Origin of the sequence: Azorhizobium doebereinerae UFLA1-100 (genome assembly GCF_000473085.1) — a bacterium.
Taxonomy (GTDB): domain Bacteria; phylum Pseudomonadota; class Alphaproteobacteria; order Rhizobiales; family Xanthobacteraceae; genus Azorhizobium; species Azorhizobium doebereinerae.
The window spans coordinates 68624-91840 of the sequence record NZ_AXBA01000023.1 but is presented as its reverse complement, the minus strand read 5'-3'; the positions used below and the strand labels follow the sequence as shown (position 1 = coordinate 91840).

At 70.3% G+C, this 23217-nt stretch carries 26 protein-coding genes; 13 read left to right on the top strand and 13 right to left on the bottom strand.

The genetic code is table 11. The features are described from left to right. Positions 1 to 110 precede the first annotated feature (110 nt). The 3 genes from YU1_RS0116810 (at position 111) to YU1_RS0116800 (ending at position 2659) form a co-directional block, all read left to right on the top strand. Positions 111 to 917 (top strand): hypothetical protein, encoded by an 807-nt coding sequence (locus YU1_RS0116810; RefSeq protein ID WP_156922209.1) that lies wholly within the window; start codon positions 111 to 113, stop codon positions 915 to 917. A gap of 109 nt (positions 918 to 1026) precedes the next feature. Then, positions 1027 to 1302 carry a DUF6460 domain-containing protein gene (locus YU1_RS0116805; RefSeq protein ID WP_029005062.1) on the top strand — a complete coding sequence of 92 codons (276 nt, stop codon included), beginning with the start codon at positions 1027 to 1029 and terminating at the stop codon, positions 1300 to 1302. Positions 1303 to 1393: 91 nt separating this feature from the next. Then, on the top strand, positions 1394 to 2659 hold the full coding sequence (locus YU1_RS0116800) for an MATE family efflux transporter (protein ID WP_084539934.1): 1266 nt from the start codon (positions 1394 to 1396) through the stop codon (positions 2657 to 2659). A gap of 4 nt (positions 2660 to 2663) precedes the next feature. On the opposite strand, the gene YU1_RS0116795 is transcribed toward YU1_RS0116800, so the two are convergent. After that, positions 2664 to 3011, bottom strand: coding sequence for a DUF952 domain-containing protein (locus YU1_RS0116795; RefSeq protein ID WP_029005060.1), 348 nt, complete (start codon positions 3009 to 3011; stop codon positions 2664 to 2666). A gap of 129 nt (positions 3012 to 3140) precedes the next feature. Between YU1_RS0116795 and YU1_RS0116790 the strand changes: the two genes are divergently transcribed. Then, positions 3141 to 3818, top strand: coding sequence for a S24 family peptidase (locus YU1_RS0116790; protein ID WP_029005059.1), 678 nt, complete (start codon positions 3141 to 3143; stop codon positions 3816 to 3818). Between the two features lie 5 nt (positions 3819 to 3823). On the opposite strand, the gene YU1_RS32775 is transcribed toward YU1_RS0116790, so the two are convergent. Both YU1_RS32775 and YU1_RS0116785 read right to left on the bottom strand, forming a co-directional pair. Continuing rightward, on the bottom strand, positions 3824 to 4519 hold the full coding sequence (locus tag YU1_RS32775) for a Fic family protein (RefSeq protein ID WP_342447000.1): 696 nt from the start codon (positions 4517 to 4519) through the stop codon (positions 3824 to 3826). Further along, a complete protein-coding gene (locus tag YU1_RS0116785; RefSeq protein WP_029005058.1) occupies positions 4516 to 4707 on the bottom strand; it encodes a hypothetical protein in 192 nt (63 codons plus the stop codon). Before YU1_RS0116785 ends, YU1_RS32775 begins: the two co-directional genes overlap by 4 nt. Positions 4708 to 5213: 506 nt before the next feature. Here YU1_RS0116785 and YU1_RS0116775 point away from each other — a divergent pair. Continuing rightward, on the top strand, positions 5214 to 5507 hold the full coding sequence (locus YU1_RS0116775) for a hypothetical protein (RefSeq protein WP_029005057.1): 294 nt from the start codon (positions 5214 to 5216) through the stop codon (positions 5505 to 5507). A 51-nt stretch (positions 5508 to 5558) separates the two neighbouring features. On the opposite strand, the gene YU1_RS29910 is transcribed toward YU1_RS0116775, so the two are convergent. After that, positions 5559 to 6467 carry a sigma-70 family RNA polymerase sigma factor gene (locus YU1_RS29910; RefSeq protein ID WP_035715640.1) on the bottom strand — a complete coding sequence of 303 codons (909 nt, stop codon included), beginning with the start codon at positions 6465 to 6467 and terminating at the stop codon, positions 5559 to 5561. Next, entirely contained in the window at positions 6454 to 6918 is a 465-nt protein-coding gene (locus YU1_RS0116765) for a carboxymuconolactone decarboxylase family protein (RefSeq protein WP_029005056.1), read from the bottom strand. Before YU1_RS0116765 ends, YU1_RS29910 begins: the two co-directional genes overlap by 14 nt. 202 nt (positions 6919 to 7120) lie before the next feature. Between YU1_RS0116765 and YU1_RS0116760 the strand changes: the two genes are divergently transcribed. Continuing rightward, a complete protein-coding gene (locus YU1_RS0116760; RefSeq protein WP_029005055.1) occupies positions 7121 to 10369 on the top strand; it encodes an autotransporter domain-containing protein in 3249 nt (1082 codons plus the stop codon). A gap of 48 nt (positions 10370 to 10417) precedes the next feature. Here YU1_RS0116760 and YU1_RS0116755 read toward each other — a convergent pair whose 3' ends face one another. Next, positions 10418 to 11173: a hypothetical protein gene (locus YU1_RS0116755; protein WP_029005054.1), complete on the bottom strand. Its 756-nt coding sequence runs from the start codon at positions 11171 to 11173 to the stop codon at positions 10418 to 10420. An 87-nt stretch (positions 11174 to 11260) separates the two neighbouring features. Here YU1_RS0116755 and YU1_RS0116750 point away from each other — a divergent pair, with 87 nt between their 5' ends. Continuing rightward, entirely contained in the window at positions 11261 to 11701 is a 441-nt protein-coding gene (locus YU1_RS0116750; RefSeq protein ID WP_156922207.1) for a helix-turn-helix domain-containing protein, read from the top strand. Between the two features lie 90 nt (positions 11702 to 11791). On the opposite strand, the gene YU1_RS0116745 is transcribed toward YU1_RS0116750, so the two are convergent. After that, the gene (locus YU1_RS0116745) at positions 11792 to 13447 is read right to left on the bottom strand and encodes a cisplatin damage response ATP-dependent DNA ligase (protein WP_029005052.1); all 1656 of its coding nucleotides are present in this window, start codon (positions 13445 to 13447) and stop codon (positions 11792 to 11794) included. Beyond that, on the bottom strand, positions 13444 to 14532 hold the full coding sequence (locus tag YU1_RS29905; RefSeq protein ID WP_035715638.1) for a ligase-associated DNA damage response exonuclease: 1089 nt from the start codon (positions 14530 to 14532) through the stop codon (positions 13444 to 13446). Before YU1_RS29905 ends, YU1_RS0116745 begins: the two co-directional genes overlap by 4 nt. Before the next feature lie 46 nt (positions 14533 to 14578). On the opposite strand from YU1_RS29905, the gene YU1_RS0116735 reads away from it, so the two are divergent. Beyond that, positions 14579 to 15532: a class I SAM-dependent DNA methyltransferase gene (locus tag YU1_RS0116735; RefSeq protein ID WP_245263360.1), complete on the top strand. Its 954-nt coding sequence runs from the start codon at positions 14579 to 14581 to the stop codon at positions 15530 to 15532. Here the strand turns inward: YU1_RS0116735 and YU1_RS0116730 are convergent. Further along, the gene (locus YU1_RS0116730) at positions 15518 to 16024 is read right to left on the bottom strand and encodes a tyrosine phosphatase family protein (protein WP_029005050.1); all 507 of its coding nucleotides are present in this window, start codon (positions 16022 to 16024) and stop codon (positions 15518 to 15520) included. The genes YU1_RS0116735 and YU1_RS0116730 overlap by 15 nt on opposite strands. Further along, positions 16021 to 16584 carry an HD domain-containing protein gene (locus tag YU1_RS0116725; RefSeq protein ID WP_198018964.1) on the bottom strand — a complete coding sequence of 188 codons (564 nt, stop codon included), beginning with the start codon at positions 16582 to 16584 and terminating at the stop codon, positions 16021 to 16023. The genes YU1_RS0116730 and YU1_RS0116725 overlap by 4 nt, the downstream gene beginning before the upstream one ends. A 280-nt stretch (positions 16585 to 16864) precedes the next feature. Here YU1_RS0116725 and YU1_RS0116720 point away from each other — a divergent pair, with 280 nt between their 5' ends. The 3 genes from YU1_RS0116720 to YU1_RS0116710 all read left to right on the top strand — a co-directional run bounded on the left by YU1_RS0116720 (position 16865) and on the right by YU1_RS0116710 (position 18198). Beyond that, positions 16865 to 17302, top strand: a complete 438-nt coding sequence (locus YU1_RS0116720; RefSeq protein WP_029005048.1) for an NUDIX hydrolase — start codon at positions 16865 to 16867, stop codon at positions 17300 to 17302. Positions 17303 to 17349: 47 nt separating this feature from the next. Beyond that, positions 17350 to 17751: a TIGR02301 family protein gene (locus YU1_RS0116715; RefSeq protein ID WP_029005047.1), complete on the top strand. Its 402-nt coding sequence runs from the start codon at positions 17350 to 17352 to the stop codon at positions 17749 to 17751. Between the two features lie 174 nt (positions 17752 to 17925). After that, positions 17926 to 18198: a hypothetical protein gene (locus tag YU1_RS0116710; RefSeq protein WP_051356959.1), complete on the top strand. Its 273-nt coding sequence runs from the start codon at positions 17926 to 17928 to the stop codon at positions 18196 to 18198. A 98-nt stretch (positions 18199 to 18296) separates the two neighbouring features. On the opposite strand, the gene YU1_RS0116705 is transcribed toward YU1_RS0116710, so the two are convergent. Continuing rightward, entirely contained in the window at positions 18297 to 19634 is a 1338-nt protein-coding gene (locus tag YU1_RS0116705; protein ID WP_029005045.1) for a dihydroorotase, read from the bottom strand. Positions 19635 to 19708: 74 nt separating this feature from the next. On the opposite strand from YU1_RS0116705, the gene ygfZ reads away from it, so the two are divergent. Both ygfZ and YU1_RS0116695 read left to right on the top strand, forming a co-directional pair. Beyond that, positions 19709 to 20575 carry a CAF17-like 4Fe-4S cluster assembly/insertion protein YgfZ gene (gene ygfZ, locus YU1_RS0116700; protein WP_029005044.1) on the top strand — a complete coding sequence of 289 codons (867 nt, stop codon included), beginning with the start codon at positions 19709 to 19711 and terminating at the stop codon, positions 20573 to 20575. Continuing rightward, positions 20572 to 21189 (top strand): DNA-3-methyladenine glycosylase I, encoded by a 618-nt coding sequence (locus YU1_RS0116695; RefSeq protein ID WP_425339161.1) that lies wholly within the window; start codon positions 20572 to 20574, stop codon positions 21187 to 21189. The genes ygfZ and YU1_RS0116695 overlap by 4 nt, the downstream gene beginning before the upstream one ends. Positions 21190 to 21192: 3 nt before the next feature. Here the strand turns inward: YU1_RS0116695 and YU1_RS0116690 are convergent, their stop codons facing one another. Both YU1_RS0116690 and YU1_RS0116685 read right to left on the bottom strand, forming a co-directional pair. Further along, positions 21193 to 22401, bottom strand: coding sequence for an MFS transporter (locus YU1_RS0116690; RefSeq protein ID WP_029005042.1), 1209 nt, complete (start codon positions 22399 to 22401; stop codon positions 21193 to 21195). A 73-nt stretch (positions 22402 to 22474) separates the two neighbouring features. Further along, a complete protein-coding gene (locus tag YU1_RS0116685; protein ID WP_035715636.1) occupies positions 22475 to 23200 on the bottom strand; it encodes a pyridoxamine 5'-phosphate oxidase family protein in 726 nt (241 codons plus the stop codon). Positions 23201 to 23217 lie beyond the last annotated feature (17 nt).

The following is a 23217-nucleotide window of genomic DNA, read 5'->3' as shown; positions in this document are numbered from 1 at the left end:
TCAAGATCGGGCCGTGCCGGGCGCCGCGGGGGCGGGCGCGGTTTGTCTTGACACCACTGGCGCCCCCCTTAATTTGCGCGGCCTGCGCCCGGGTCGCGGCAAGGTTGGCGATGATCTATATTTGCTATGGCGCGACCAAGTCCGCCAGCACGTATCTGTACCAATTGACCGAGGAAATACTGTGTGTGTCCGGCAAGGGGTTCGGGCGCATCCGGCGCCGGGACAGCCGGAAGCTCGAAAACTACTATGATTTCATCACCGGGCCGTTCCTGGAGCGGGTGGAGCGGGCGGCGGGCGGGCGCAACGTCGTCCTGAAGACCCATGGCGCGCTCCAGCCGGAGGTGGCCGAGCGCATCCGGGCGGGCGAGATCCTCGCCAGCGCCAGCATCCGCGACCCGCGCGAGATGGCCCTGTCCATGGCCGACAACGGCGCGCGGGCGCGCAAGCTCGGCATCCTGCCGTTCGCCGAGATCCACACCCCCGCCGACGCGCTGCCCTCCATCGCCATGCAGATGGACTATTTCGCGCAATGGGCCGCCGTGCCCGGCGTCGAGCTGTTCACCTATAACGAGATCTGCTTTGCCTCCGAGGCCGCCGTCGCCCGCGTGGCGCGCCACCTCGGCGTGGCAGTGGATGCCGCCGAGGTGCTGGCGCCGTTCCGCGACGGCACGCTGATCGGCCAGTTCAACGTCGGCCGGCCGCAGCGCTACCGGGAGATGGATGCGGCGACCCAGGCGCTGTTCCTCGACCGCTTCGCCGACATCTACGCCCGGTTCGATTTCGACGCGCTCGCCCCGGCCGCGCCGGCGGCGGCGCTGCCCCGGCGCGGTGCGCTCGGCCACCGGCTGGAGAGCGCCCGCCGCCTGGTCCGCCGCACCTGGCAGGCGCGTAGCATCGGCGTCGTCGAGCCGGACTGAACGGCCGGCGGTTTTCCCGGCCGGATGGACGCGGGCGCCTTCCCTCGGGCAGGATCGCGCTCTATGGCAGGGGGCATTCGGCCGATTGTGCGGCGCGGCGAGGCAATCCATGGCAGACGGCAATTCCCAGTTCTCCCGCTTCCTCGGCGGCTCGCCGGTCTCGGTGCTGATCCGCCTCGTGCTGCTGTCCGTGGTGGTGGGGGTGATCCTGGCGGCGCTGGGGCTCGACCCGGCGCACCTGCTGGAGAGCGTGCGGCGCCTCGCCGACACCCTGTTCTCGCTGGGCTTCGACACGATCGAGCGGCTGTGGCGCTATTTCCTGCTCGGCGCGGTGATCGTGGTCCCGCTGTGGCTGCTCTCGCGCCTGTTCCGGGCCGGCCGGTGATCCTCCAGCCCCACGGGGCCGCCCGGTGAGCGGCCCCGCGCCCGCGCCCCGGCCGGTGACGCACAGGAGCGTGCTGGCCATCGCCGCGCCGATGACGCTCGCCCATCTCACCACCCCGCTGCTGGGGCTGGTGGCCACCACGGTGGTGGGGCGGCTCGGCGACGCGGCGATGCTGGGCGGCGTGGCGCTGGGCGCGGTGGTGTTCGATTTCCTGTTCTGGGGCTTCGGCTTCCTGCGCATGGGCACGGTGGGCCTTGCCGCCCAGGCGGTGGGCCGCCGCGACGGCGTGGAGGAGCGCGCGGTGCTGGCCCGCGCCGTCCTGCTGGCGCTGGCCTGCGGCGCGGTGCTGGTGGCCCTGCAATGGCCCATCGGCGTGCTGGCGCTGAAGATGGCCGGGGCGAGCCCGGCGGTGGATGCGGCGGTCGGCGCCTATTACGGCGTGCGCATCTGGGCCGCGCCCATGAGTCTCGCCAATTACGCGCTGCTGGGCTGGTTCACCGGCATCGGCCGCACCGGCCACGCGCTGGCGCTCCAGGCCGGCATCAACGCCCTCAACATCGGCCTGTGCATCCTGTTCGTGCTCGGCCTCGGCCGGGGCGTGGCGGGCGCGGCGGAGGCGGCGGTGTGGGCCGAGGGCGCGGGCATGGCGGCGGGGCTGCTGCTCTGCGCCCGCCTGCTGCGCTTCCGCCTGGATGTGCCGCGGGCGGTGGTGCTGAACCGGGCGCGCATCGTGGAGATGATGGCGCTCAACCGCGACATCATGATCCGCACCGCGGCGCTGCTCGGCGCCTTCGCCTTCTTCGCCGCCCAGGGTGCGCGGGCCGGCGACGTCACGCTCGCCGCCAATGCGCTGCTCAACACCATGGTGCTGCTGTCGGTCTATTTCCTCGACGGCTTCGCCACCGCCGCCGAGCAATTGTGCGGCGCCGCCGCCGGCGCCCGCGACCGCGCCGCCTTCTCCACCGCGCTGCGCCTCGTGCTGCTGTGGGGCTACGGCTTCGCCGTGCCGGCGGTGGCGGTCTTCCTGCTGGCCGGGCCGGCCATCCTCGGGCTGATGAGCACCAATGCGGAGGTGGTGGCGGAGGCGATCGCCTATCTGCCCTTCGCCGCGCTGCTGCCGCTCGCCGGGGTGGCCGCCTATGCCTATGACGGCATCTATGTGGGGGCGCTGTGGTCGCGCGACATGCGCAACCTCATGCTGGCGGCGCTGGCGGTCTATCTTCTCGCCTGGGCCGGGCTCAGGCCGTTCGGCAATGCCGGGCTGTGGACCGCGCTGCTGATCTTCCTGGTGGCGCGCGGCCTCTTCCAGGCGCTGCGGCTGCCGGCGCTGGTGCGGCGGACCTTCCGGACCGCCTGACGCCTCAGGGCAGAGGGAAGCGGTGGGTCCCGTCCGCGCCCAGCGGCAGCGGCTTCACCCACAGCACGTCGGTCATCTGCAGCGGGCCGTAGAGGTGGGGGAACAGCGCCCCGCCGCGCGAGGGCTCCCATTTCAGCTGCGCCAAGCTGGTGGCATCCACCGCCACCAGGACCAGATCGTCCTTGCCGGCGAAATGCTTGGCGGCGGTCTCGCGCACCTGCTCCACGGCGGAGAAATGGATATAGCCGTCCGCGAGGTCCACGGGTGCGCCCTCGAACCGGCCGGCGGCCGCGGCCGCCTCCCACAGCGGGCGGGGGCAGATCTTGTAGATGAGGCAGTGCGATGCGGTCATGCGCCGGGTGTAGCGCCCTTGGCGGGCGGGCGCCAGAGGCCGCGCCGGGCCAACAGCGGACTTGATTCCTGCCCCCGGAGCGGATCATACATATTTTCCTATGTATCCCTCTGACCCGCGCAGGCGCCCATGCTGACCCACGGCCAGATCTGGACGGCGATCGACCGCCTCGCGGCGGCGCACGGCCTCTCCGCCTCGGCGCTGGCCAAGCGCGCCGGGCTCGACGCCACCGCCTTCAACCGCTCCAAGCGCATCTCCCCGGACGGGCATACCCGCTGGCCCTCCACCGAGAGCATCGCCAAGGTGCTGGCCGCCACCGGGGCGAGCATCGACGATTTCATGGCCCTGCTGGCCCCGGAGGGCCATGGCGCGCGCGCCCATGGCGGCTTCATGGAGGAAGCGGCCCCGCCGCCGCGCGCCGTGCGCGCCATCCCCCATATCGGCCTCGCCCAGGCGGGGGCGGGCGGCTTCTTCGACGACGCCGGCTTCCCGGTGGGCGGCGGCTGGGACGAGATCCTGTTTCCCGAGGTGGAGGACGAGCACGCTTATGCGCTGGAGATTTCCGGCGACAGCATGCGCCCGGTCTACCGCCCCGGCGACCTGGTGGTGGTCTCCCCCGCCGCCTCGGTGCGCAAGGGCGACCGGGTGGTGGTGAAGACCCGCGAGGGCGAGGTTCTGGCCAAGGAACTGGTGCGCCGCACCGCCCGCACGGTGGACCTGCGCTCGCTGAACCCGGACTATGAGGACCGAGCACTGGCGGCGGCCGACGTGTTGTGGGTCGCGCGCATCATCTGGGCGAGCCAGTGAGGGGATTAGCCTGAGGTCTCCGCCGGAGCAGAAGCTCGCCCGCCCGCCTGCTGGAAGGCAGAAGTTAATTGTTTCGCCAGAAATGCCTCCAGGAGTTCTTCCATCTTTGAGACATCGAGACGTCCCTCTGTGCAAGCAGCATCGGCTGCATCAAGCGCATCAAAATAAGGGTTTCTATTGCGGACTATCAGGTCGGGAATTGTAGGCTCACCTGGCAGCAAATACCCAAGTTTTATGCACATTACCATGTACGATAAAATTCTGGATGTACGCCCGTTGCCGTCAGCAAATGGATGAATCCAATTCAATCGCCACATGATATATGCGGCGAGATGCAATGCCGTTTTTTCGGACCAATGCTCATTGATATAATCGCATAAGCCTTCAACCAGTTCAGGCACCAAGTGGGCGCCTACTGGTTCATGCTTGCTTTCCGAAATCGCAACTCCGCCAGGACGAAAATTTCCTGCAAATTGACTTATTCCTGCAAGCGCTTCGCGTTGGAGGCTCAGAATGTGCGAAAGGCGGAGCTTGTAAGCTCCGCCCCTTTCGATGGCCTCTTGCACCATCTTCATACCAAGATCGTATTGCCGTAGACCGTTTCTGGCTTCGGCTTCGGCCTTAAGAACCGGATCGGAAATAAGCTCCACCTCCTCAGCGCGGCTGTCTCGCATCTGGATTGGTTCCGGTTCTTCGGTCACTTGCCGCCCTGAGCCCGTTCGGCTTGGGCCAGTTTTTCGGCCTGACGATCAACCATCTCGCGGGTTATGCGCTGGTTCTCAAAGGACGTGTTTCCATAGGCAAAGCTGCGCCTCTGGCTTTCCCGCTGCTGCGGACTCACTTCCACGCGCTTCGCTGCCTCAATCAGCGTGCGCAGATCTGCTGTCATCGCCCTGTCTCCCACGTGCCCAACCGATACGCTCATTTGCGAGCCTACGCAAAATGCCTAACTAAAAAACCCACGCTGATTGCAGGCGTGGGTTTCACGCCCGTTCTCTGATCGCACCTATGATGGCAAAAATTGTCGATGAAACGGCGGTAACGGCGCTTTATGGAATGGCCGCCCACAGGGAGCGATATCAAGGTGCGTTTGCTTTGCCGTCGAATTGGCGGCTCAGCCCGAGCGGGAAGTAGGCCCCTCGCGATTGTGTGCCTGCCCCAACAGCGTCCCCAGCGCCGCCCCACCTTCTGCGTCGGCTCGTCCCGTGGAGGCGGCCCCGTGCCGGCCATTGCGGGTCACGATGATCGACCGTTCCTCCAGCAAATGTCCTCCCCGCGACACACGTTGGGCGGCCCATCCATTGCCCGGGCCCTCGCTTGCGCCATGATGAGACGCCGGTCATCCGACCCTCCTCCCGCGCCCCGGGGCCGCCCATGCAGCACATCCTCACGGCCTTGTCCGCCCTCGACCCGCTCATCGCGTTCGGCGTGTTCCTGGCCACGGCGGCGACGGATGCCTGTTACGTCGCCTTCACCTCGGCGGTGGTGGCGCGCAAGCGGCTCTCCGCCGCCAATTGGTCGAGCGTCTGGTACATGCTCTCCTCCTTCGCCGTGATCAGCTACACGGAGAATTGGGTGTATGTGATCTTCGCGGCGGTGGGGTCCTGGGTCGGCGCGTTCCTGTCGCTGACCCTGCTGCATCGGCCGGGACAGGCGCCGGCACCCGTCGGCTCCTCCCCGCCGGAGTAAGCCGGGATAGCGTCCTCGCCTCGCCCCAGCAGCGTCTCCAGCCGGCAGCCCTCACGCCTGCCCCGCCGCCGGCGCGTCCAGGGCGAGGGCGGCGAGCAGGCGGGCCAGCTTGTCCGGGTTGCGGGTGATGTAGATGTCGGTGATCCGCCCCTCGGCGATGGCGAAGGCGGTGGTCTGGAGCAGGCCGCCGCGCTCGCGGCTGAGGAAGCCCGGCAGCCCGTCGATGACCAGGGGGCGCAGCATCTCGCCGGCATGGCTCTCCTTCGCGGCGAGCCGGGCATAGAGCCGGGCCACCTTCTCCACGCCGAGGATGGGATTGCGGAAGGCGTGCACCCGCCCGCCGCCGTCCGAGCGCAGCACGATGTCGTCCGCCAGCAGGGCATGCAGGGCGCCGACATCGCCGCTGCGGCTGGCGGCGAAGAAGGCCTGGGCGATGCGCGCACCTTCGTCTCGCGCCACCGGAAAGCGCGGCCGGCCGTCGCGCACGTGCTGGCGCGCCCGGGCGGCGAGCTGGCGCACGGCGGGCGGCTCGCGCTCCAGCGTCGCCGCCACCTCGCCGAGCGGCACGCCGAATACGTCGTGCAGCAGGAAGGCTGCGCGCTCCAGCGGCGACAGGCGCTCCAGCGCCAGCATCAGGGTCAGCGTGAGGTCGTCCGCGTCCGGCTCCGGATCGGGCAGCGAGAGCCCCGCCACCAGCGGCTCCGGCAGCCAGGGGCCCACATAGGTCTCCCGTCGCGCCCGCGCCGATTTCATCACGTCGAGGCACAGCCGGGTGACGATGCGCGACAGGAAGGCGGGCGGCGCCGCCACCTTGTCGAGGTCCACCCGCCGCCAGCGCAGCCACGCGTCCTGCACCACGTCCTCCGCCTCGCCGATGGAGCCGAGCATGCGGTAGGCGAGGCGCACCAGCCGGGGCCGGTGCGCCTGGAAGACGGCGGTGGCGGCGTCAGCCGGCGGCACGCAGGGCCTCGACGGCGGGCGCCACCCGGAAGCCCACCTGGAGGCGGTTCCAGGTGTTGATGGCGCCGATGAGCAGGGTGAGCTGCACCTGTTCCTCCTCGGTGAAGACGGCGGCGATGGCAGCATAGTCCGCATCGGGTGCATGCGTCTCGGCGAGCCGGGTGAGCGCCTCGGTCCAGGCCAGCGCCGCGCGCTCGCGCTCGGTGTAGACGGGCGCCTCGCGCCAGCCGGCCAGCAGGTGCAGGCGCATCTCGCTCTCGCCCTTGGCGCGGGCATCGCCGGCGTGCATGTGCAGGCAGAAGGCGCAGCCGTTGATCTGCGAGGCGCGCATCTTCACCAGTTCGCGCAGGCCGTATTCCAGCGTGGTGTGGGCGAAGCTCGCTTCCAGCGCGCTCATCGCCTTGATGCCTTCGGGCGCCAGCTTGAAGGGGGCCTTGATCCGTTCGCTCATGTCATCTCTCCCGCGTGCAAAGGGCACGGTCGCAGACAGGACGAGCGGGAGCGGCGGGGTGTGACATGGGCCGGCCGCCGCGGAGAAAAAATCGGCAGGTTACGCATCGGCGCCGCGGTGCCCGATGTCCCAGGGGCGCCCTGCCACGGCTTGACCCATCGGGAGGTATCTCCTAGCCTTTTCGGGGGTGGGGGGAAGTCTCATGCGACATCTGTGGGCGGACGCGGGGCGTGTCCTGTCGGTCATGGCGCACGGCGGGCGATGGCCCCTGCGCGCCGCCCTGGCGGGCACGGCGGCGGGGCTCGCCCTGCTCGGCGCGCCGGCGGTGCAGGCCCAGAGCGTGTGCGGCACCACGGCCTGCATCGCGGCGCAGACGGCGGGCCAGCAGAGCGTGCTGTCCGCCTTCACCACGCTGCTCGGCTCGCCGCAGGGCGTCGCGCTCCTCCAGGCCGACATGGCCAAGGAGATCGCGATCTACCTCTCCTCCACCGCCGACCAGAAGAACCTCGCGATCACCAATTCGCAGAGCCCGTTCACGCCGAGCGTGGTCAGCGCGAACATCTGGAGCATGGCGGGATCGTCCGGCGTGGCCGCCACCATGGTGGCGGAGGCCAATGCCGGGACGCTGCCGCCGGTGGTGACGCCGTTGCTCAATGCGGCGTTACAGACCATCCAGGTGGAAAACCTGAAGACCAATTTCGGCCTGTCCAACATCTACGGCATCGCCTTCAACACGCCCTCCACCTATGGCGACCCGCGCCCCTACCAGACCTCGGCCGTCATCGCCGCCAATCCCTGGCAGCCCGGGCAGGCGAGCCCCGCCTCCATCGCCTCGCAAGTGGCGCAATGGGCCGAGAACGCGACCTCCCCGGCCTATCCCAGCGGGCATTCCTCGGCCGGCAACACGACGGCGCTGCTCTATGCGGTGCTGATGCCGGAGCAGTATCAGGCGCTGCTGGTAGCCGGGCAGGAGTTCGGCCTCAGCCGCAACATCCTGGGCGTGCACTACCCCACCGACATCATCGGCGGGCGCATCGTCGCCATGTACAATCTGGTGCAGCTGCTTGCGAACAACCCGAGCTATTCCTCGGTGTTCGCCCAGTCCGCCACGGCGGCCAGCGCGGAGCTGCACGTCCAGCTGGGGAGCGCTCTCGCCGTGCCTTATGCGGGCTGCGCCGCCAGCATCGCGTCCTGCATCGCGAGCGGGGTGTTCCCGACCGCCGCGTCCTTCCGCGCCGCGTCGCAGGCCTATGTCTCCAGCATCACCTACGACCTGCCGTCCGTGGGCGCCACCACGGACGCGCCGATCGTGCCGGACAACGCCTATCTGCTGCTCCAGACCCGCTTTCCCTATCTCTCCAGCAGCCAGATCACCGCCGTCCTCGCCTCCACGGAACTGCCGTCCGGCGCGCCGCTGGACGACCACCTGACCGGCTGGGCGCGCCTCAATCTCTATGCCGCCGCCAGCGGCTACGGCGCCTTCGCCTCCGACGTGACGGTGACCATGGACGCGGCCCTCGGCGGCTACAGCGCCATCGACATGTGGAGCAACGACATCTCCGGGCCGGGCGGCCTGACCAAGCTCGGCAGCGGCACGCTGGTCCTCGGCGGCACGGACACCTACACCGGCGGCACCATCGTCGGCGGCGGCACGCTGGCGCTGACCGGCAGCCTGATCGGCAACCTCACCATCCTGCCCGGCGCGAGCTTCGTCTCGGGCGGCGGCTATGCCGTGGGGGCGACGTCGCAACTGGTCAACCAGGGCACCTTCCAGTCGGTCAACGCCACGCTGCTCAATCTCGGCCAGATCACCAACAGCGGCCTGCTGCTGGGCGCGGTCGCGAACGCCGGCACGCTGACCAACCTCGCCGGCGGCACCGTGGCCGGGGCCGTCGCCAACACCGGCCTGCTGGTGAACAACGGCCTCGTCTCCGGCGACGTGACCAACACCGGCACCCTGAAGGGCAGCGGGCGGATCGTCGGCGCGCTGGTCAACGGCGGCGTCGTCGCGCCGGGCAACAGCATCGGCACCTTGACCGTGAACGGCCCGGTGACGTTCACCGCCGGTTCCACCTATCAGGTCGAGACCGGCGCCGGCGGCGCCAGCGATCTCATCGTCGCCTCGGGGCCGATCACCCTGGGCGGGACGCTGCAATTCGTCTCCACCGCCAGCCCGGCGCTGTTCTCCTCCTACACGATCCTGGCCTCGGCCTCGGGCATCGCCGGCAGCTTCGCCAGCGTGGTGGACGGCTTCGGCTCGGCCTATCCCTTCCTCGACATGGCGCTGGCCACCACCGGCGGAACGCTCACGGCGACGGTGGTGCCGGATCGGGCGGCCTTCGCCTCGGGCTGGGGAACGCCGAACCAGAATGCGGTCGGCCGGGCGCTGGCCGGCTTCCCGCTGAGCAGCCCGCTGCTCCAGGCCGCCGCCGTGCTGCCCGGTTCCGCCGCGCCGCTCGCCTTCGATATGCTGTCCGGCCAGATCTACGGCTCGACCGCCACCGTGCTGCAGGAGCAGTCGCTCTATCTGCGCGAGGCTATCGGCGGGCGCCTGCGCCAGGTGGGGCCGAACGCCGGCGGGCAGCCTCTCGACGGCCCCTCTGCCGCGCCGTTGGCGCCGAGCCTTGCCGCATCGGTCTGGATGCAGGGCTACGGCGGCTGGGGCAGCACCAACGCCACGTCCAACACGGCGGCGCTCACCCGCGACGTGGGCGGGGTGTTCGGCGGCGTGGACGCCGCGCTGGGCGAGAGTTGGCGGGTGGGCGTTGCCGGCGGCTACAGCCGCTCCACCTATCAGGTCGGCACGCTGTCCTCGTCCGGCACCAGCGACAATTACGATCTCGCCCTCTATGCCGGAACGCGGGCCTCCGGCTTCGACCTGCGCCTCGGCGCGGCCTATACGTGGCATGACCTGTCCACCAACCGCACGGTGGTGCTGCCCGGCTTCGTGAACGCCCTCACCTCGGGCGCGACGGGCGGGACCACGCAGGTGTTCGGCGAACTGTCCCGGCCGTTCGCGGTCGGCCCGGCCACCATCGAGCCGTTCGCGGGCCTTGCCTATGTGCACCTTGATCTCGGCGGCTTCACCGAGACCGGCGGGGCCGCCGCATTGACCTCCGGCGGCTCCTCCCAGGACAACAGCTTCACCATGCTGGGCGTGCGGGTGGCGCAGACCGTGCCGTTCGGCCCCGGCAGCCTGACGGCGCGCGGGAGCCTTGCCTGGCAGCATGCCTTCGGCGACCTCACCCCGGACGCGACGCTGGCCTTCGTGTCCGGCTCCACCCCCTTCACCATCGCCGGCGCCCCCATCGGGCAGAATGCGGCGCTGGTCGGCGCGGCGCTGGACTATCGCGCGACCGCCAACGTGGTGCTCGGCATCAGCTATGCCGGGGCGATCTCCGACCAGGGGCAGGACAATGCCCTGAGCGGGCGGCTGTCGGTGCTGTTCTAGAACCGGAGCGGGGCGTGGCGGTCGCGACCGCGCGCCGTGGCCTTCCGGTCACCGTGGCCAGGCCAGGTAGGGAGGCTCTCTGCCGATGAGGCGCTGGGGCGGGACTTCGGTCTCCCACTCCGGCGCTTCCGGGCTTGGCAGGGTCAAATCTGCAAGCTCTGGCTGGTCCGCCAGCAGAAGCCGATATGTGGACGTCTCTCCGCCGCCGCGGTCCTGCGTGGCATCACCCGCCAGGGCGCGCCTCAGGAGGGGGCGGAGCTGCCTCACGGCCTGTGGCGGAACGATATAGTCGGTCACGTCGGGCGCCCGCCCGGTGAGCCACGTGCGCCGCACATCGCTCAGCCATTGGGGGACGTCTTGGGTGGGGATCTCCATGAGCCCGCACCTGTGCATGCTCTTTCGCGAGCCGTTATTGGCCGTGGCAATGGAGGATATCAGGCAGACGGAGGTATGTTGCTGGAGGGAAAGGCTTATGGCGCGCACCGCCACCAGGACGTCCTGTAGCCCGTAGGGCTTCAGCCGGCGGGCGTCGGGGTGGACGACGAGCCCGGCCAGTTCGTAGACGGAGACAGGCTGGCCCCCGCCCCTGCGGCAGCGTGCGACGAAGAACGTGCCGCCGACCGCCACAAGCTGGCCTCGCCGGTTGGAGCATCCGAAGATCTGGCCGTCCTTCATCGCGTCGTGGAGGTCGTCCGGATCGGGGATCGGCAGAAAATCACCTGCATGCTCAAGATAAAGCGCATGTGCCTGGATCAGGTCATCTATCGAGTGAAGGCTCCGTATGGTGAGGAGGTCCGTAGCCACGATGGTCCTGAAGGGCTGTGCAACATTTGTTGCGTGGCTGGATATTTAAGCGTATATGAATGCCCCTTACTTTGAGGAGGAGGGTCAGTGGCAGTCAAGTACGGCAGCGTGCCCGAAGTCGGACCCGATCCGAATCCCAGATGGTCGATGCCTTCGCCCGCGGCGCTCGGGATCGAGCGGCCTGATCCTCAGGCGGATCTTGCGCGCCTGCTGCGGGAAATTTCCGATGACATGACGGCGGTCGAGCGCAAACTGATCGAAGCCGTGTCCCTGCTCTCGCGCTTGGGCGCGTGGAACGAGGTCGTGCGCCTTCTCGTCGGTGTGGGCGGCTACCAGCTCGCCGAGATCGCGGAGGCGGTGGGCGTGATGCGCTCGACGGTCACCCGCTGGTACAATGGCGAGACGACCCCGCCGCCCGACCAGATCACACGCTATGCCGAGCGCCTGATCGCTCACATGCGGTCTTCCCGGAAGATCGCCCTGCAGGTGGATCCGAAGTCGCTGGTGGACGACGGCTCCCGGCAATGACGCGGGCCAGGGGCGGAACCGTCGCTGCCGTCATGCTGCCGAGGACGTGCCGGCGCGCCTGACGCGTGGGCGGCCATGCTAAGCGCCGCCTCACCCCTCGCTCCGCAGCAGCGCCTCCAGAGTTTCCAGTCGGTCGGCCTCGCGGGGCGGCTTGTCCCAGCGTAGGCGGGCAACGCGGGGAAACCGCATCGCCACGCCCGACTTGTGCCGCGTGGAGCGGGCCAGCCCCTCGAAGGCGATCTCCAGCACCAGCCCCTCGTCCGGCGCGTGCAGCACCTCGCGCACCGGGCCGAAGCGGTTGACGGTGGCGCTGCGCACGAACTTGTCGATCTCCAGCAATTCGGCGTCGGTGAAGCCGAAATAGGCCTTGCCCACCGGCACCAGAACGTCGCCGTCCTCTCCCGCCGTCCATACCCCGAAGGTGTAGTCGGAATAATAGGACGAGCGCTTGCCGTGGCCGCGCTGGGCATACATCAGCACCGCGTCCACCGTGTGCGGGTCGCGCTTCCATTTCCACCATGGCCCCTTGGGGCGGCCGGGCAGATAGGGCGTGTCCCAGCGCTTCAGCATCACCCCTTCCACCGCCGCCGCGTCCGGCCCCGCGCCGGCCCCCGCCGGGTCCGCGCGGGCGGCAGCGAGGGCCTCCCAACTGGCGAACGGCACCATGGGGGAGAGGTCGAGCCGGTCGTGGCCGCCGGCGATCAGGCGGGCGGCGAGCGCCTCCAGCCGCGCGCGGCGGGCGCGGAACGGCAGGGGGCGCAGGTCCTCGCCGCCCTCGGTCAGCAGGTCGTAAGCGCGGATATGCGCCGGGAATTCGGCCAGCATCTTCGCCGTGACGGTCTTGCGGTTGAGCCGCTGCTGAAGAACGTTGAAGGACTGCACGCGGGCCTCGCGCACCACCAGCAGCTCGCCGTCCAGCGCGCCCTCGAAATCGAGCGCCGCCACGAGGTCCGGGAAGGCGGCGGACAGATCCTCGCCGGTGCGGCTGTAGAGCCGCGTGACCCGCTCGCCCTCAAGGCTGCGGCCGGACACCGCCTGCACCCGGATGCCGTCCCATTTCCATTCGGCGGCGAAGTCGGCGGCGGCAAGGCCGCCGAAGCCCTCGTCCTCCACCGCATGGGCCAGCATCACCGGACGGAACGGGGCGGGGTCCAGCGTCTCAGGCCGCTCCGCGCGGCCCTCCACCCAGGCGAACAGCTCGCGATAGGGCATGGTCAGCCCCGGCCAGACCAGCTCCACCTCGTCGGGCGGGATGTCGCCGAGCGCGGCCACCGCCGTCTTGGCGAGGCGGGCGGAGGCGCCCACCCGCAGCGCGCCGGTGATGAGCTTCAGCAGCGCCCACCGCCCGGTCTCGTCCAGCCCGTCGAGCCACTGTGCCAGTTGGCCCGGCAGGTCGCGCTTCGGCAGCACCTCCAGTCCCTCGACGATCTCGGACAGGAAAGGCGGGTGGTTGGCGGCGGGGGCCGCCTTCGGCGGCGCCGGCCACATGAGGGCGACGGTCTCGGAGAGGTCGCCCACGTAATCGTAGGACATCTCGAACAGCACCGGGTCGGTGCGCTCGGCGATCAGGGTGCGGATGAGGCCGGGCTTGGCATTGGTGAAGGCGAGCTTGCCGGTGAGCGCGGCGAGCGCGACGCCGCGCTCCGGGTCCGGCGTGGCGCGGAAATAGTCCGCCATCAGCCGGATCTTGGCGTTGCGGCGCGGCTCATAGGCGAGGCGGTCGAGCAGAGCGGCGAAACGGTTCATGGCGCGCCGTCCCCGGCGCCCGCCTCCGCCTCGCCCTCGGCTGCCGCCGGGGGCGGCTCTCCTTCGGCGGCCGCCTGGGCGTCCTCGTCCTCCTCCGCATAGCCCACCATGTGGAGCGGGCGGGCGCGAAGCCCCCGCGTCCCCGCCCAATGCACCAGCGCGTCTTCCGCGCCGTGCGTGACCCAGAGTTCCTCGCAGCCGGTGGCGGCGACGCTGGCAGTGAGCCCGTCCCAGTCCGCATGGTCGGAGACGACGAGCGGCAGCTCGATGCCGCGCTGCCGGGCGCGGGCGCGCACCCGCATCCAGCCGGAGGCGAAGGCGGTGACCGGATCGGGGAAATTGCGCGTCCACACATCGGTGAGCGCCATGGGCGGGGCGATGACGATGGCCCCGGCCAGTTCGGCCTTGGCGACGCCCTTCACCGGCCGGATGGGGCCGAGGGCCATGCCCTTCGCCTCATAGTAATCGGTGATCTCGGTCAGCGCGCCATGCACGTAGAGCGGCGCCGCATGGCCCGCCTGCCGGAGCAGCGCCATCATGCGCTGGGCCTTGCCGAGCGAATAGGCGCCGAGGATGTGGGCGCGCTCGGGGAACAGCCCGACGGAATTGACGAGCTTGGCGGTTTCCGCCGCCGCGTCCGGGTGGCGGAACACCGGCAGGCCGAAGGTGGCCTCGGAAATGAAGACGTGGCAGCGCACCGGCGCGAAGGGCGCGCAGGTAGGATCCGCTGCGTCCTTGTAGTCACCCGAGGCGACGATGGTGAGGCCGCGCCAGTCCAGCGCCATCTGTGCCGAGCCGAGCACATGGCCGGCGGGATGGGCGGTGACGCGCACGCCATTGATGTCCACGCTCTCGCCATAGGCGAGGGCCTGGGTCGCGCCGGCGAAATTGGCGCCGTAGCGCAGCGCCATGAGGTCCAGCGTCTCGCGGGTCGCCAGCACTTGGCCGTGGCCGCGCCTGGCGTGGTCGGAATGGCCGTGCGTGATCAGCGCGCGGGGGACGGCGCGCACCGGGTCCACGTAGAAATCGCCGGCGGGGGAATAGAGGCCCTTGGGCGAGGGGCAGAGAAGGTCTTCCGGGCGCATGGTTAAGGGCTATATGGGAGCCCAATTCCCTTTGTGCGAGGCCCGCGTGGCATCCCCTTCCAGTTCCCAGCCGCTGTCCGCCACCTCCGGCGATCCCGCCCTCGACCGACGGCTCGACTGGGCGCGCGCCGATCTGGAGGCGGGCGATGCCACGGCCGCCGCCGAGCTGATGGCCGATACGGTCCGGGAAGCTCCCCATTTCCTGGCCGCATGGTTCCTGCTGGGCGAGGCGCGCCTCGCGGCGGGCGACACCGCCGGGGCGGCGGCGGCCTTCGCTGCGGCGCGCGAGCGCGATCCGGCCGATGCGCTGGGGGCCGGGCTGCGGCTGGCGCAATTGGGCGGGGCGGCGGCCGAGGGCGCCATGTCGCCGGACTATGTGCGCACCTTGTTCGACCAGTACGCGCCCCGCTTCGACGCCGCCCTGCGTGAAAATCTCGCCTATCGCGGGCCGGAGGTGCTCAGCGAGGCGGTGGAGGCGGCGTGCGCCGCCGCCGGCCGGGCGCCGCGCTTCGCCCACGCGCTGGATCTGGGCTGCGGCACCGGGCTGGCGGCGCCGCTGTTCGCCGGGCGGGTGGCGGCGCTGGACGGGGTGGACCTCTCCCCCGCCATGGTGGCGCGGGCCCGCGCGCTCGGCCTCTATGCCCGGCTGGAGGTGGGCGAGATGGGCGCGGCTCTCGCCGCCGTCCCCCCCGGCAGCCTGGACTTGATCCTGGCGGCGGACGCGCTCTGCTATGTGGGCGAGCTTGGCCCCATCTTCCGGGCCGCCGCCGCCGCGCTCGCCCCCGGCGGGCTGTTCGCATTTACCGTGGAGACCCATGCGGGCGACGGCCTGCTGCTGCGCGAGACGCTGCGCTACGCCCATGGGCGGGCGCTGGTGACGGCGGAAGCCGATGGCGCGGGCCTTGCCGTGCACCTGCTTGAGGACCGATCCACCCGCACCGAGAAGGGCGCGCCGGTTCCGGGCCTCGTGGCGGTGCTCGCCCGGTCAGTCGATCTGTAGAGCGAAGGGCTCGCCCTCGAAGGCGTCCTTGCCGCGGCCGATGGCGGCGATGGCCTTGACCATGCGCCCCTCGCGGCCGAGCGCGGTGTCCGCCAAAGCGACGATGCGGGCGTTGGGCGTGGCGCTGGGCGAGGCCTGCCGCACCCGGAGCGCGAGGTCCATCTCGTCCTTCTCCGGCAGCAGCGCGCAGAGCGTCGTATAGGCGGCGGCGGTGGAGCGGGAGATGCCGGCGTAGCAATGGATGACGAGCGGCGCCTGTCGGGGCCACAGCGTCACGAAGTCCAAAAGGTCGCGCATGTGCGCCGCGCCGGGCGCCACCAGCCCTTCGGCCTCCTCGACGATGTCGTTGATGCCGAGGAAGAGATGGTGCGTGGGGTCCACATTGTTCGGACGCGTCACGGCGGTGCCGCCGTTGATGAGCGTGATGACGTGCCGGGCGCCGGTGCGCTCCACCGTCTCATGCAGCCGCGAGAGGGAGCAGACGTGGATCATCGGACAAGCTCCTCGAACCGCGCCAGGAACCGGGTTTTCGCCTCCTGAGCGCTCCAGGGTGTGAGATAGGCATTCTCAACCTCCGCGTCGAGACGCGGCGGGCGGCCGAAGAATTTCTGCGCCTCCGCCTGCGAGAAGCCGGCGAGGCGGGTCGCCTCCAGAAAGGCGGCGGCGCGGTCGGCGGTCTTGGTGGCCTTCACCAGCGCCTCCGGCCAGGAGGGCGGCAGGCCGAAGCGCAGGCTGATGGCGGCGAGCAGGCGGTTCTCGACGCTCTTGTAGTCGCCTCCGATCATCGCCTTGAAGGGCGAGATCATGTCCCCGATCACATATTCCGGGGCGTCGTGCAGCAGCACGGCGAGGCGCCAGCGCCGGTCGAGGTCGTGGCTGGCCTCGCGCGCCATGCGCTCCACCAGCAGCGAGTGCTGGGCGACGGAGAAGATGTGGTCGCCGCTGGTCTGCCCGTTCCAGCGCGCCACGCGAGCAAGGCCATGGGCGATGTCCTCGATCTCGATGTCCAGCGGGGAGGGGTCCAGCAGGTCCAGCCGCCGGCCGGACAGCATGCGCTGCCACGCGCGGGGCTTGGCGGATGGCTTGGCGGATGGCTTCGCGGCCGCCTGGGCGGCGGGTTCGGCTGGGTCTCTGGTCACGGCTCTTATGTCCACGCTCGGGCCGTGCGGCCTCGTCCGCCGGCCGCGCGGGACGAGGTGATTCCCCGCCCGCGCCTGGTGCAGGCTTATCGCGCGTCCTCCCATCGCGGAAGGCCCGGCATCCCCGTGCCGGTGGGCAAGAACCCTGCTAGGCTCGCCCTCCCGATCCGTCCCCGCCTTTCCCCGAGCCGCCATGACCGAGCCCGTCCGCCCCGTCCTTGCCGCCAGCGCCGCCGTGTTCCGCGATGCGCGGGTGCTCCTGGCCCGTCGGGGCCGTGGCCCCGGGCACGGCCTGTGGAGCCTGCCCGGCGGCAAGGTGGAGCCGGGCGAGACCCTGGCTGAGGCCGCCGCCCGCGAGGTGATGGAGGAAGTGGCGGTGGAGGCGGAGATCCTGGCCGTGGCCGCCGCCCGCGACATCATCGTGCGCGGCGAGGACCAGGGCCTGCTGGCGCACTATGTGGTCATCGCCCATGCGGCGCGCTGGCGTTCCGGCGAGCCGGTGCCGGGCGAGGAGGCGCTGGAGGTGGGCTGGTTCGCGCCGGAGGATGTCGCCGGTTTGCCCACCACCGACGGGCTGGCGGAGGTGGTGCGGGCCGCCGCGCGGCTGATGGCGGAGGCCGAGGCTTCTTGACGGAATGGCCCCTTGACGGCGCGCCCGCCCGGCGGCACGAACATCTGATGGCCCGCGCATTTCAGCTTCCGGTTGTCCTGGCTCTTGCCGCCACCCTCCTGGGCGGGCGGGCGGCCATGGCCGCGCCGGCGGAAGGCTCGACCCCGCCCTATGAGCAGGATCTGCTGAAGATCGCCGAACTGCTCGGCTCCCTGCATTATCTGCGTCCGCTGTGCGGCGCATCGGGCGAGGGGCAGCGCTGGCGCACCGAGATGCAGACGCTGATCGATGCCGAGCAGCCGTCCGATGCCCGCAAGGGCAAGCTCGTCGCCTCGTTCAACGCCGGCTATTCCAGCTATGCCACGGTCTACCGCACCTGCACGCCGGCCGCTGTGCTGGCGGTGCAGCGGCAGATGGAGGAGGGCGCCCGGCTCTCCCATGAGATCGTGGTGCGGTTCGGCGGCAACTGAGGCCGCAAACCGCCGCCGCCGGCCGGTCTTCGGGCGGGTTTTGCACAGCGCCGCGCGGCGCCCGCGCCCTGCCGTTGGGGGATTAACCTTTCGTTCAGAACTTCCGTGACGGGACCGGCCGGCGTGCTACTTCTTGGCCGTCGCACGATTGGGGATGCGGCGCGGAGGTCGATCTTGTCCAGCACGTCCAATTTCGCCTCTTACCCGCTGAACGTCGCCGAACCCGCCTCGGACGAGCGGCACGTGGCCCTGTCCTATCTGGAGGACGCCTGGACGGAAGCGCTGCGCGACGGCCTCGACGAGGATTGCCTCGTGCAGGCGGCGCTGTTCAGCGCGCTCCGCACCCTGGTGGACACCTATGGCGAGGAGCCTACCGCCGACTACGTGACCTCGCTGGCCGAGCGCGTGCGCACCGGCGCCTATACGCTGATCGGCCAGCGCCAGTAGCCACCGATTTCCCGGCCCATCCGGAATATGAAAACGCTCCGCGGGCTTGGCCTGCGGAGCGTTTTTCGTTGTCGTCCGGCCCCGGCTCAGGGCCTCGCTCAGGCCTTGGGCAGGGCTTCCAGGAAGGAGATGGGCGCGCCCTGGGCGGGGGTGGTGAGCTCGCCCTCCCACATCACCTTGCGGCCGCGCACGAAGGTGCCCACCGGCCAGCCGGTGACCTCGACGCCGTCATAGGGCGTCCACTTGGCGCGCGAGGCGATCCAGTCGTTGGTGATGGTGGCGCGGCGCTTCAGGTCCACAACGGTGAAGTCGGCGTCGTAGCCCACCGCGATGCGGCCCTTGCGGGCGATGTTGAACAGCCGCGCCGGGCCGGCGCTGGTCAGGTCCACGAAGCGCAGCAGCGACAGCTTGCCATTGGCCACGTGGTCCAGCATTAGCGGCACCAGGGTCTGCACGCCGGTCATGCCCGAGGGGGTGTCCGGATAGGGCTTGGACTTTTCCTCCAGCGTGTGCGGCGCGTGGTCGGAGCCGAGCACGTCCACGATGCCGGCGGCGAGCGCGCGCCACAGCGCGTCGCGGTGGCGGGCATCGCGCACCGGCGGGTTCATCTGCGCCAGGGTGCCGAGGCGCTGGTAGCACTCCGGCGCCGCCATGGTGAGATGGTGCGGGGTGACCTCCACCGAGGCCACGTCGCGGGCATCGGCCAGGAAGTCCATCTCCTCGGCGGTGGTGACGTGCAGCACGTGCACCCGCGCGCCCACCTCCCGCGCCAGGTTGACCAGGCGGCGGGTGGCGGTCAAAGCGGCGATCTCGTCGCGCCACACCGGGTGGGAGGACGGGTCGCCCGGCACGCGCAGGGGCTTGCGCTCGTTGAGGCGCGGCTCGTCCTCGCAATGGAAGGCGGCGCGGCGGCGGATGACCTTGAGGATCTCCTTCACGCCGCCGTCGTCCGCCACCAGCAGCGAGCCGGTGGAGGAGCCGATGAACACCTTGATGCCGGCGGCGCCGGGCAGGCGCTCCAATTCCGGCAGGTCGCGCACGTTGTCGTGGGTGCCGCCGACGTAGAAGGCGAAGTCGCAATGCATGCGGTCGGTGCCGCGGCGGATCTTGTCCTCCAGCGCGGCGGCGTCCGTGGTCTGGGGATTGGTGTTCGGCATCTCGAACACGGACGTCACCCCGCCCATGACGGCAGCGCGCGACCCGGTCTCCAGGTCTTCCTTCTGCTCCAGCCCCGGCTCGCGGAAATGCACCTGGGTGTCGATGACGCCGGGCAGGATGTGCAGGCCGGTGGCGTCGATCACCTCGCCGGCGCTGGCCGCCCCCAGCGAGCCAAGCGCGCGGATGCGCCCGCCGCTGACGCCGATGTCGCAAAAGACCTCGCCTTCCGGCGTTACCGCGCGGGCGCCCTTCAGTATAAGATCGAAGCTATCGGCCATGGCAGTGTGCTCGCTGATGGTGGGCGCTGCCGGGGGCTTTAAGTCTCTCTGAGACGTCTGACAAGGATACGGCCATGCCTCTCGCATATCTCGCGGATCGCGCCGTCGTCACCGTGACCGGCCCGGATGCGCGTGCCTTTCTGCATAATGTGATTACCTGCAACGTGAAGACGCTGACGCCGGGCCAGGCCCGCTACGGTGCCCTTTTGATGCCCCAGGGCAAGATCATCAGCGATTTCCTGGTCTATGCGCCCACGCCCGCGACCGACACGGCCAAGGACGAGCCCGAGCATTTCCTGCTCGATGCCCCCCGCGCCCTGGCGGGCGACCTGTTGAAGCGCTTCACCATGTACCTGCTGCGCTCCAAGGTAGCGTTCGCGCTCGCCGAGGACCGCGCCGTGGTCGCCGCCTGGGGCGATGCCGCCCCGCCGGAGGGGGCCGAGGCCTTCGCCGACCCGCGTCTCGCGGAACTGGGCACCCGCAGCGTCGTCCCGCTGGCGCAGGCGCAAGGCATCGGCGGCGACGCGCAGGCCTATGCGGCGCACCGCATCGCGCTCGGCATCCCGCAGGGCGGGGCGGACTTCATCTATGGCGATGCCTTCCCGCACGAGGCGGACATGGACCAACTGGGCGGGGTCGACTTCAAGAAGGGCTGCTACATCGGCCAGGAAGTGGTCTCGCGCACCCAGCATCGCGGCATCGCCCGCACCCGCGCGGTGGAGGCGCTGTTCGCCTTCGCGCCCGAGGCCGGGGCCGAGATCCGCGCCGGCGAGAAGACGGTGGGCCGCATCGGCTCCTCCGCCGCCGGCCAGGGCATCGCTCTGGTGCGGCTCGACCGCGTGGCGGAAGCGAAAGCCAGCGGCCTGCCTTTGGTGGCCGGCGGCGTGGAAGTGACCCTGAAGCGCCCGGCCTGGGCCACCTTCGACATGGAGGGCGTGTGAGCGCACCTGCCGAACCTCTGGCGCCGCCCGCTCTCGCGGGCGGCCTCAGGCCGCATCCCGACGGCAAGTGCCGTTGCGGATGGTGCGGCACCGATCCGCTCTATGTCGCCTATCACGACACCGAATGGGGCGTGCCCGAGCGCGACGACCGCGCGCTGTTCGAGAAGCTGGTGCTCGATGGCTTCCAGGCCGGGCTCGCCTGGATCACCATCCTGCGCAAGCGGGACAATTTCCGCCGCGCCTTCGACGGCTTCGAGCCGGAGGTGATGGCCCGCTACGGCGCGGAGAAGCAGGCGGCGCTGATGGCGGACGCCGGCATCGTGCGTAACCGCGCCAAGATCGAGGGCGCCGTGCTCTCCGCCCGCGCCTATCTCGACCTGCGCGACAAGGGCGTATCGTTCTCGCATTTCATGTGGGAGGCGGTGGACGGTGCCGTGCAGGTGAACCACCCGCGCACTTTGTCCGACATCCCGGCCGAGACGCCGGCCTCCCGCGCCTTGTCCAAGCGCCTGAAGGCGGCTGGTTTCAAGTTCTGCGGCCCGACCATTGTCTACGCCGCCATGCAGGCCTGCGGGCTGGTGGACGACCATCTGGCGGATTGCTGGCGGGCGTGAGGCTCAGCCCGCCGGGGTAAGGTCTGCCGTCGACAGCCGATGCGGCCGGAAGCGGCGCAGCGCCACCAAGGCGGCGAGCGTCACCAGCGCGCAGGCGGTGGCGAGGCCGAGCACCGAGCCGGCGCCGGTTTCCAGCAGCATGCCCGTGAACAAGGGCGGCGAGATCGCGCAGGCGATGTTCAGCGGCAGGGCGATGGTGGAGAGCGCCCGCGCATAGGCCGCCTGGTCGTAGAAGACCAGCGGGATGGTGGAGCGGGCGACGGCGAAGGCGCCGGTGCCGAGCCCGTAGACCAGCACGAACAGACCGATCACCGCCAGCGACCCGTCCGCCAGCAGCGCGATCAGCGGCGCGGCGACGATGAAGCCGCCGGCCCACAGGCCGGTGGTGAGGCCGTCCCAGCGCCCGCCGCCGAGGAAGTCGATGACCCGCGCGCTCACTTGCAGCACGCCCAGCAGCGAGCCGACCGCCACCGACTGCTCGGGCGGCACGCCCTGCACCTTCAGCAGCTCGATGAAGATGGCGTTGAAGCCGAAGGCGACGAAGCCGTTGAGCGCGATGGCCGCCATCATGAGGCAGAAGGTGCGCTTGCCGCCGATGCGGCGGCCGGGCTGCGGCGCGGCTTCGGCGGGCTGTGGCGCGGCATGGGCGGGCGGCCGCGCGGGCAAGGCGAAGGCGAGCAGCGGCAGGCACACCGCGAGGTGCAGGCCGGCATAGATCCAGCAGGTGGCGCGCCAGCCCCAGAGGTCCGCCAGCACGGCGGTGGTGGGCCAGAACAGGCTGCTGGAGAGGCCCGTGGCCAGCATCAGAGCGCCCATGGCCCGCTGCGCCCGCGCGCCGGCCGTCTCATGGATGAGGATGGCGGCGGCGGTGGAGAGCATGGCGCTGCCGCTCACGCCGAGCAGCGTCCAGCCGGCGAAATAGGCCGGCGGCCCGGAGGCGGTGGCCAGCAAGGCGAAGCCGGGCGCCGCCACCAGCGTGCCGGCCATCATCACCCGCCGCGCGCCGTAGCGCACGAAGCCCTTGGCGAGGATGGGGCTGCACAGCCCCATCACGCAGTAGAAGACGGTGCTGCCCGCGAATGCGGTCGGCACGTCCATGCCCAGGTCCGCCGCCATGCGGATGCCGACGATGGCGAGCAGGCTCGCGGTCCCCCAGGCGATCAGCTGGATGACGGCGGTGACGCAGAGAACGCGGAGAAGGGCGGGGTCCATGGCGGGGCAGGCGAATCGTAAGAATGCCTTACCATAGGCCCGTTTGGGAAAGCGGGGATATCCTCATGGTACCTCACTCCCCCTCATAGAGGCGCTGTGTCGCCAGCAGCGCGCTGTCCAGGGTCGCCCCTTGGGCATAGACGCCGAGGCTGTCCGGCGTCGCGACGCCCGCCGGCACGTGCGGGCTGGTCTCGATGGCGCCGATGACGGTGCGCACCGGGATGACGCCGGCCCAGATCGGCAGGTCCATGTCCTCGGCATCATCGCCCACGCCCTTGGCGCGGACCTTGGCCGAGGCCTCGTCGATGGGCATGGCGATCACCGTGGTGGCCTTGATCTCCTGCGCGCTCATGGGGCGCAGCGTGGCGTCGCGGCCGGGGAAGAAGCGGTCCACCAAGGCGGACAGCGCCGCCGCTTTCGCGGCCGGCTCGTCGACGATGCGCGCGGTGCCGAAGCACATGGCGGAGCGGTAGTTGGCCGAATGGTTGAAGCCGCAGCGCGCCAGCACCAGTCCGTCAAGATGCGAGACGGTGAGGCAGGCGGAGGCGCCGTCCTTCAGGTGGCGCAGCATCCGGCTGGCGGAGGAGCCGTGCCAATAGAGCGTGTCGCCCTCGCGCCAGTGGATCGTGGGCGTGGCGAAGGGTTGGCCGTCGATCACATAGGAGACGTGGCAGAGGAAGCCGGCGTCGAGGATGGGATAGATCACCGCGCGGTCGTAGCTGCCGCGCTCGTGCATCCGCTTCACCTTGTTGCGCGGGGTGACGGGGAAAGCGGCTTCGGCGGTCGTCGGATGGGTCATGGCTTGCCTTTCTGCTG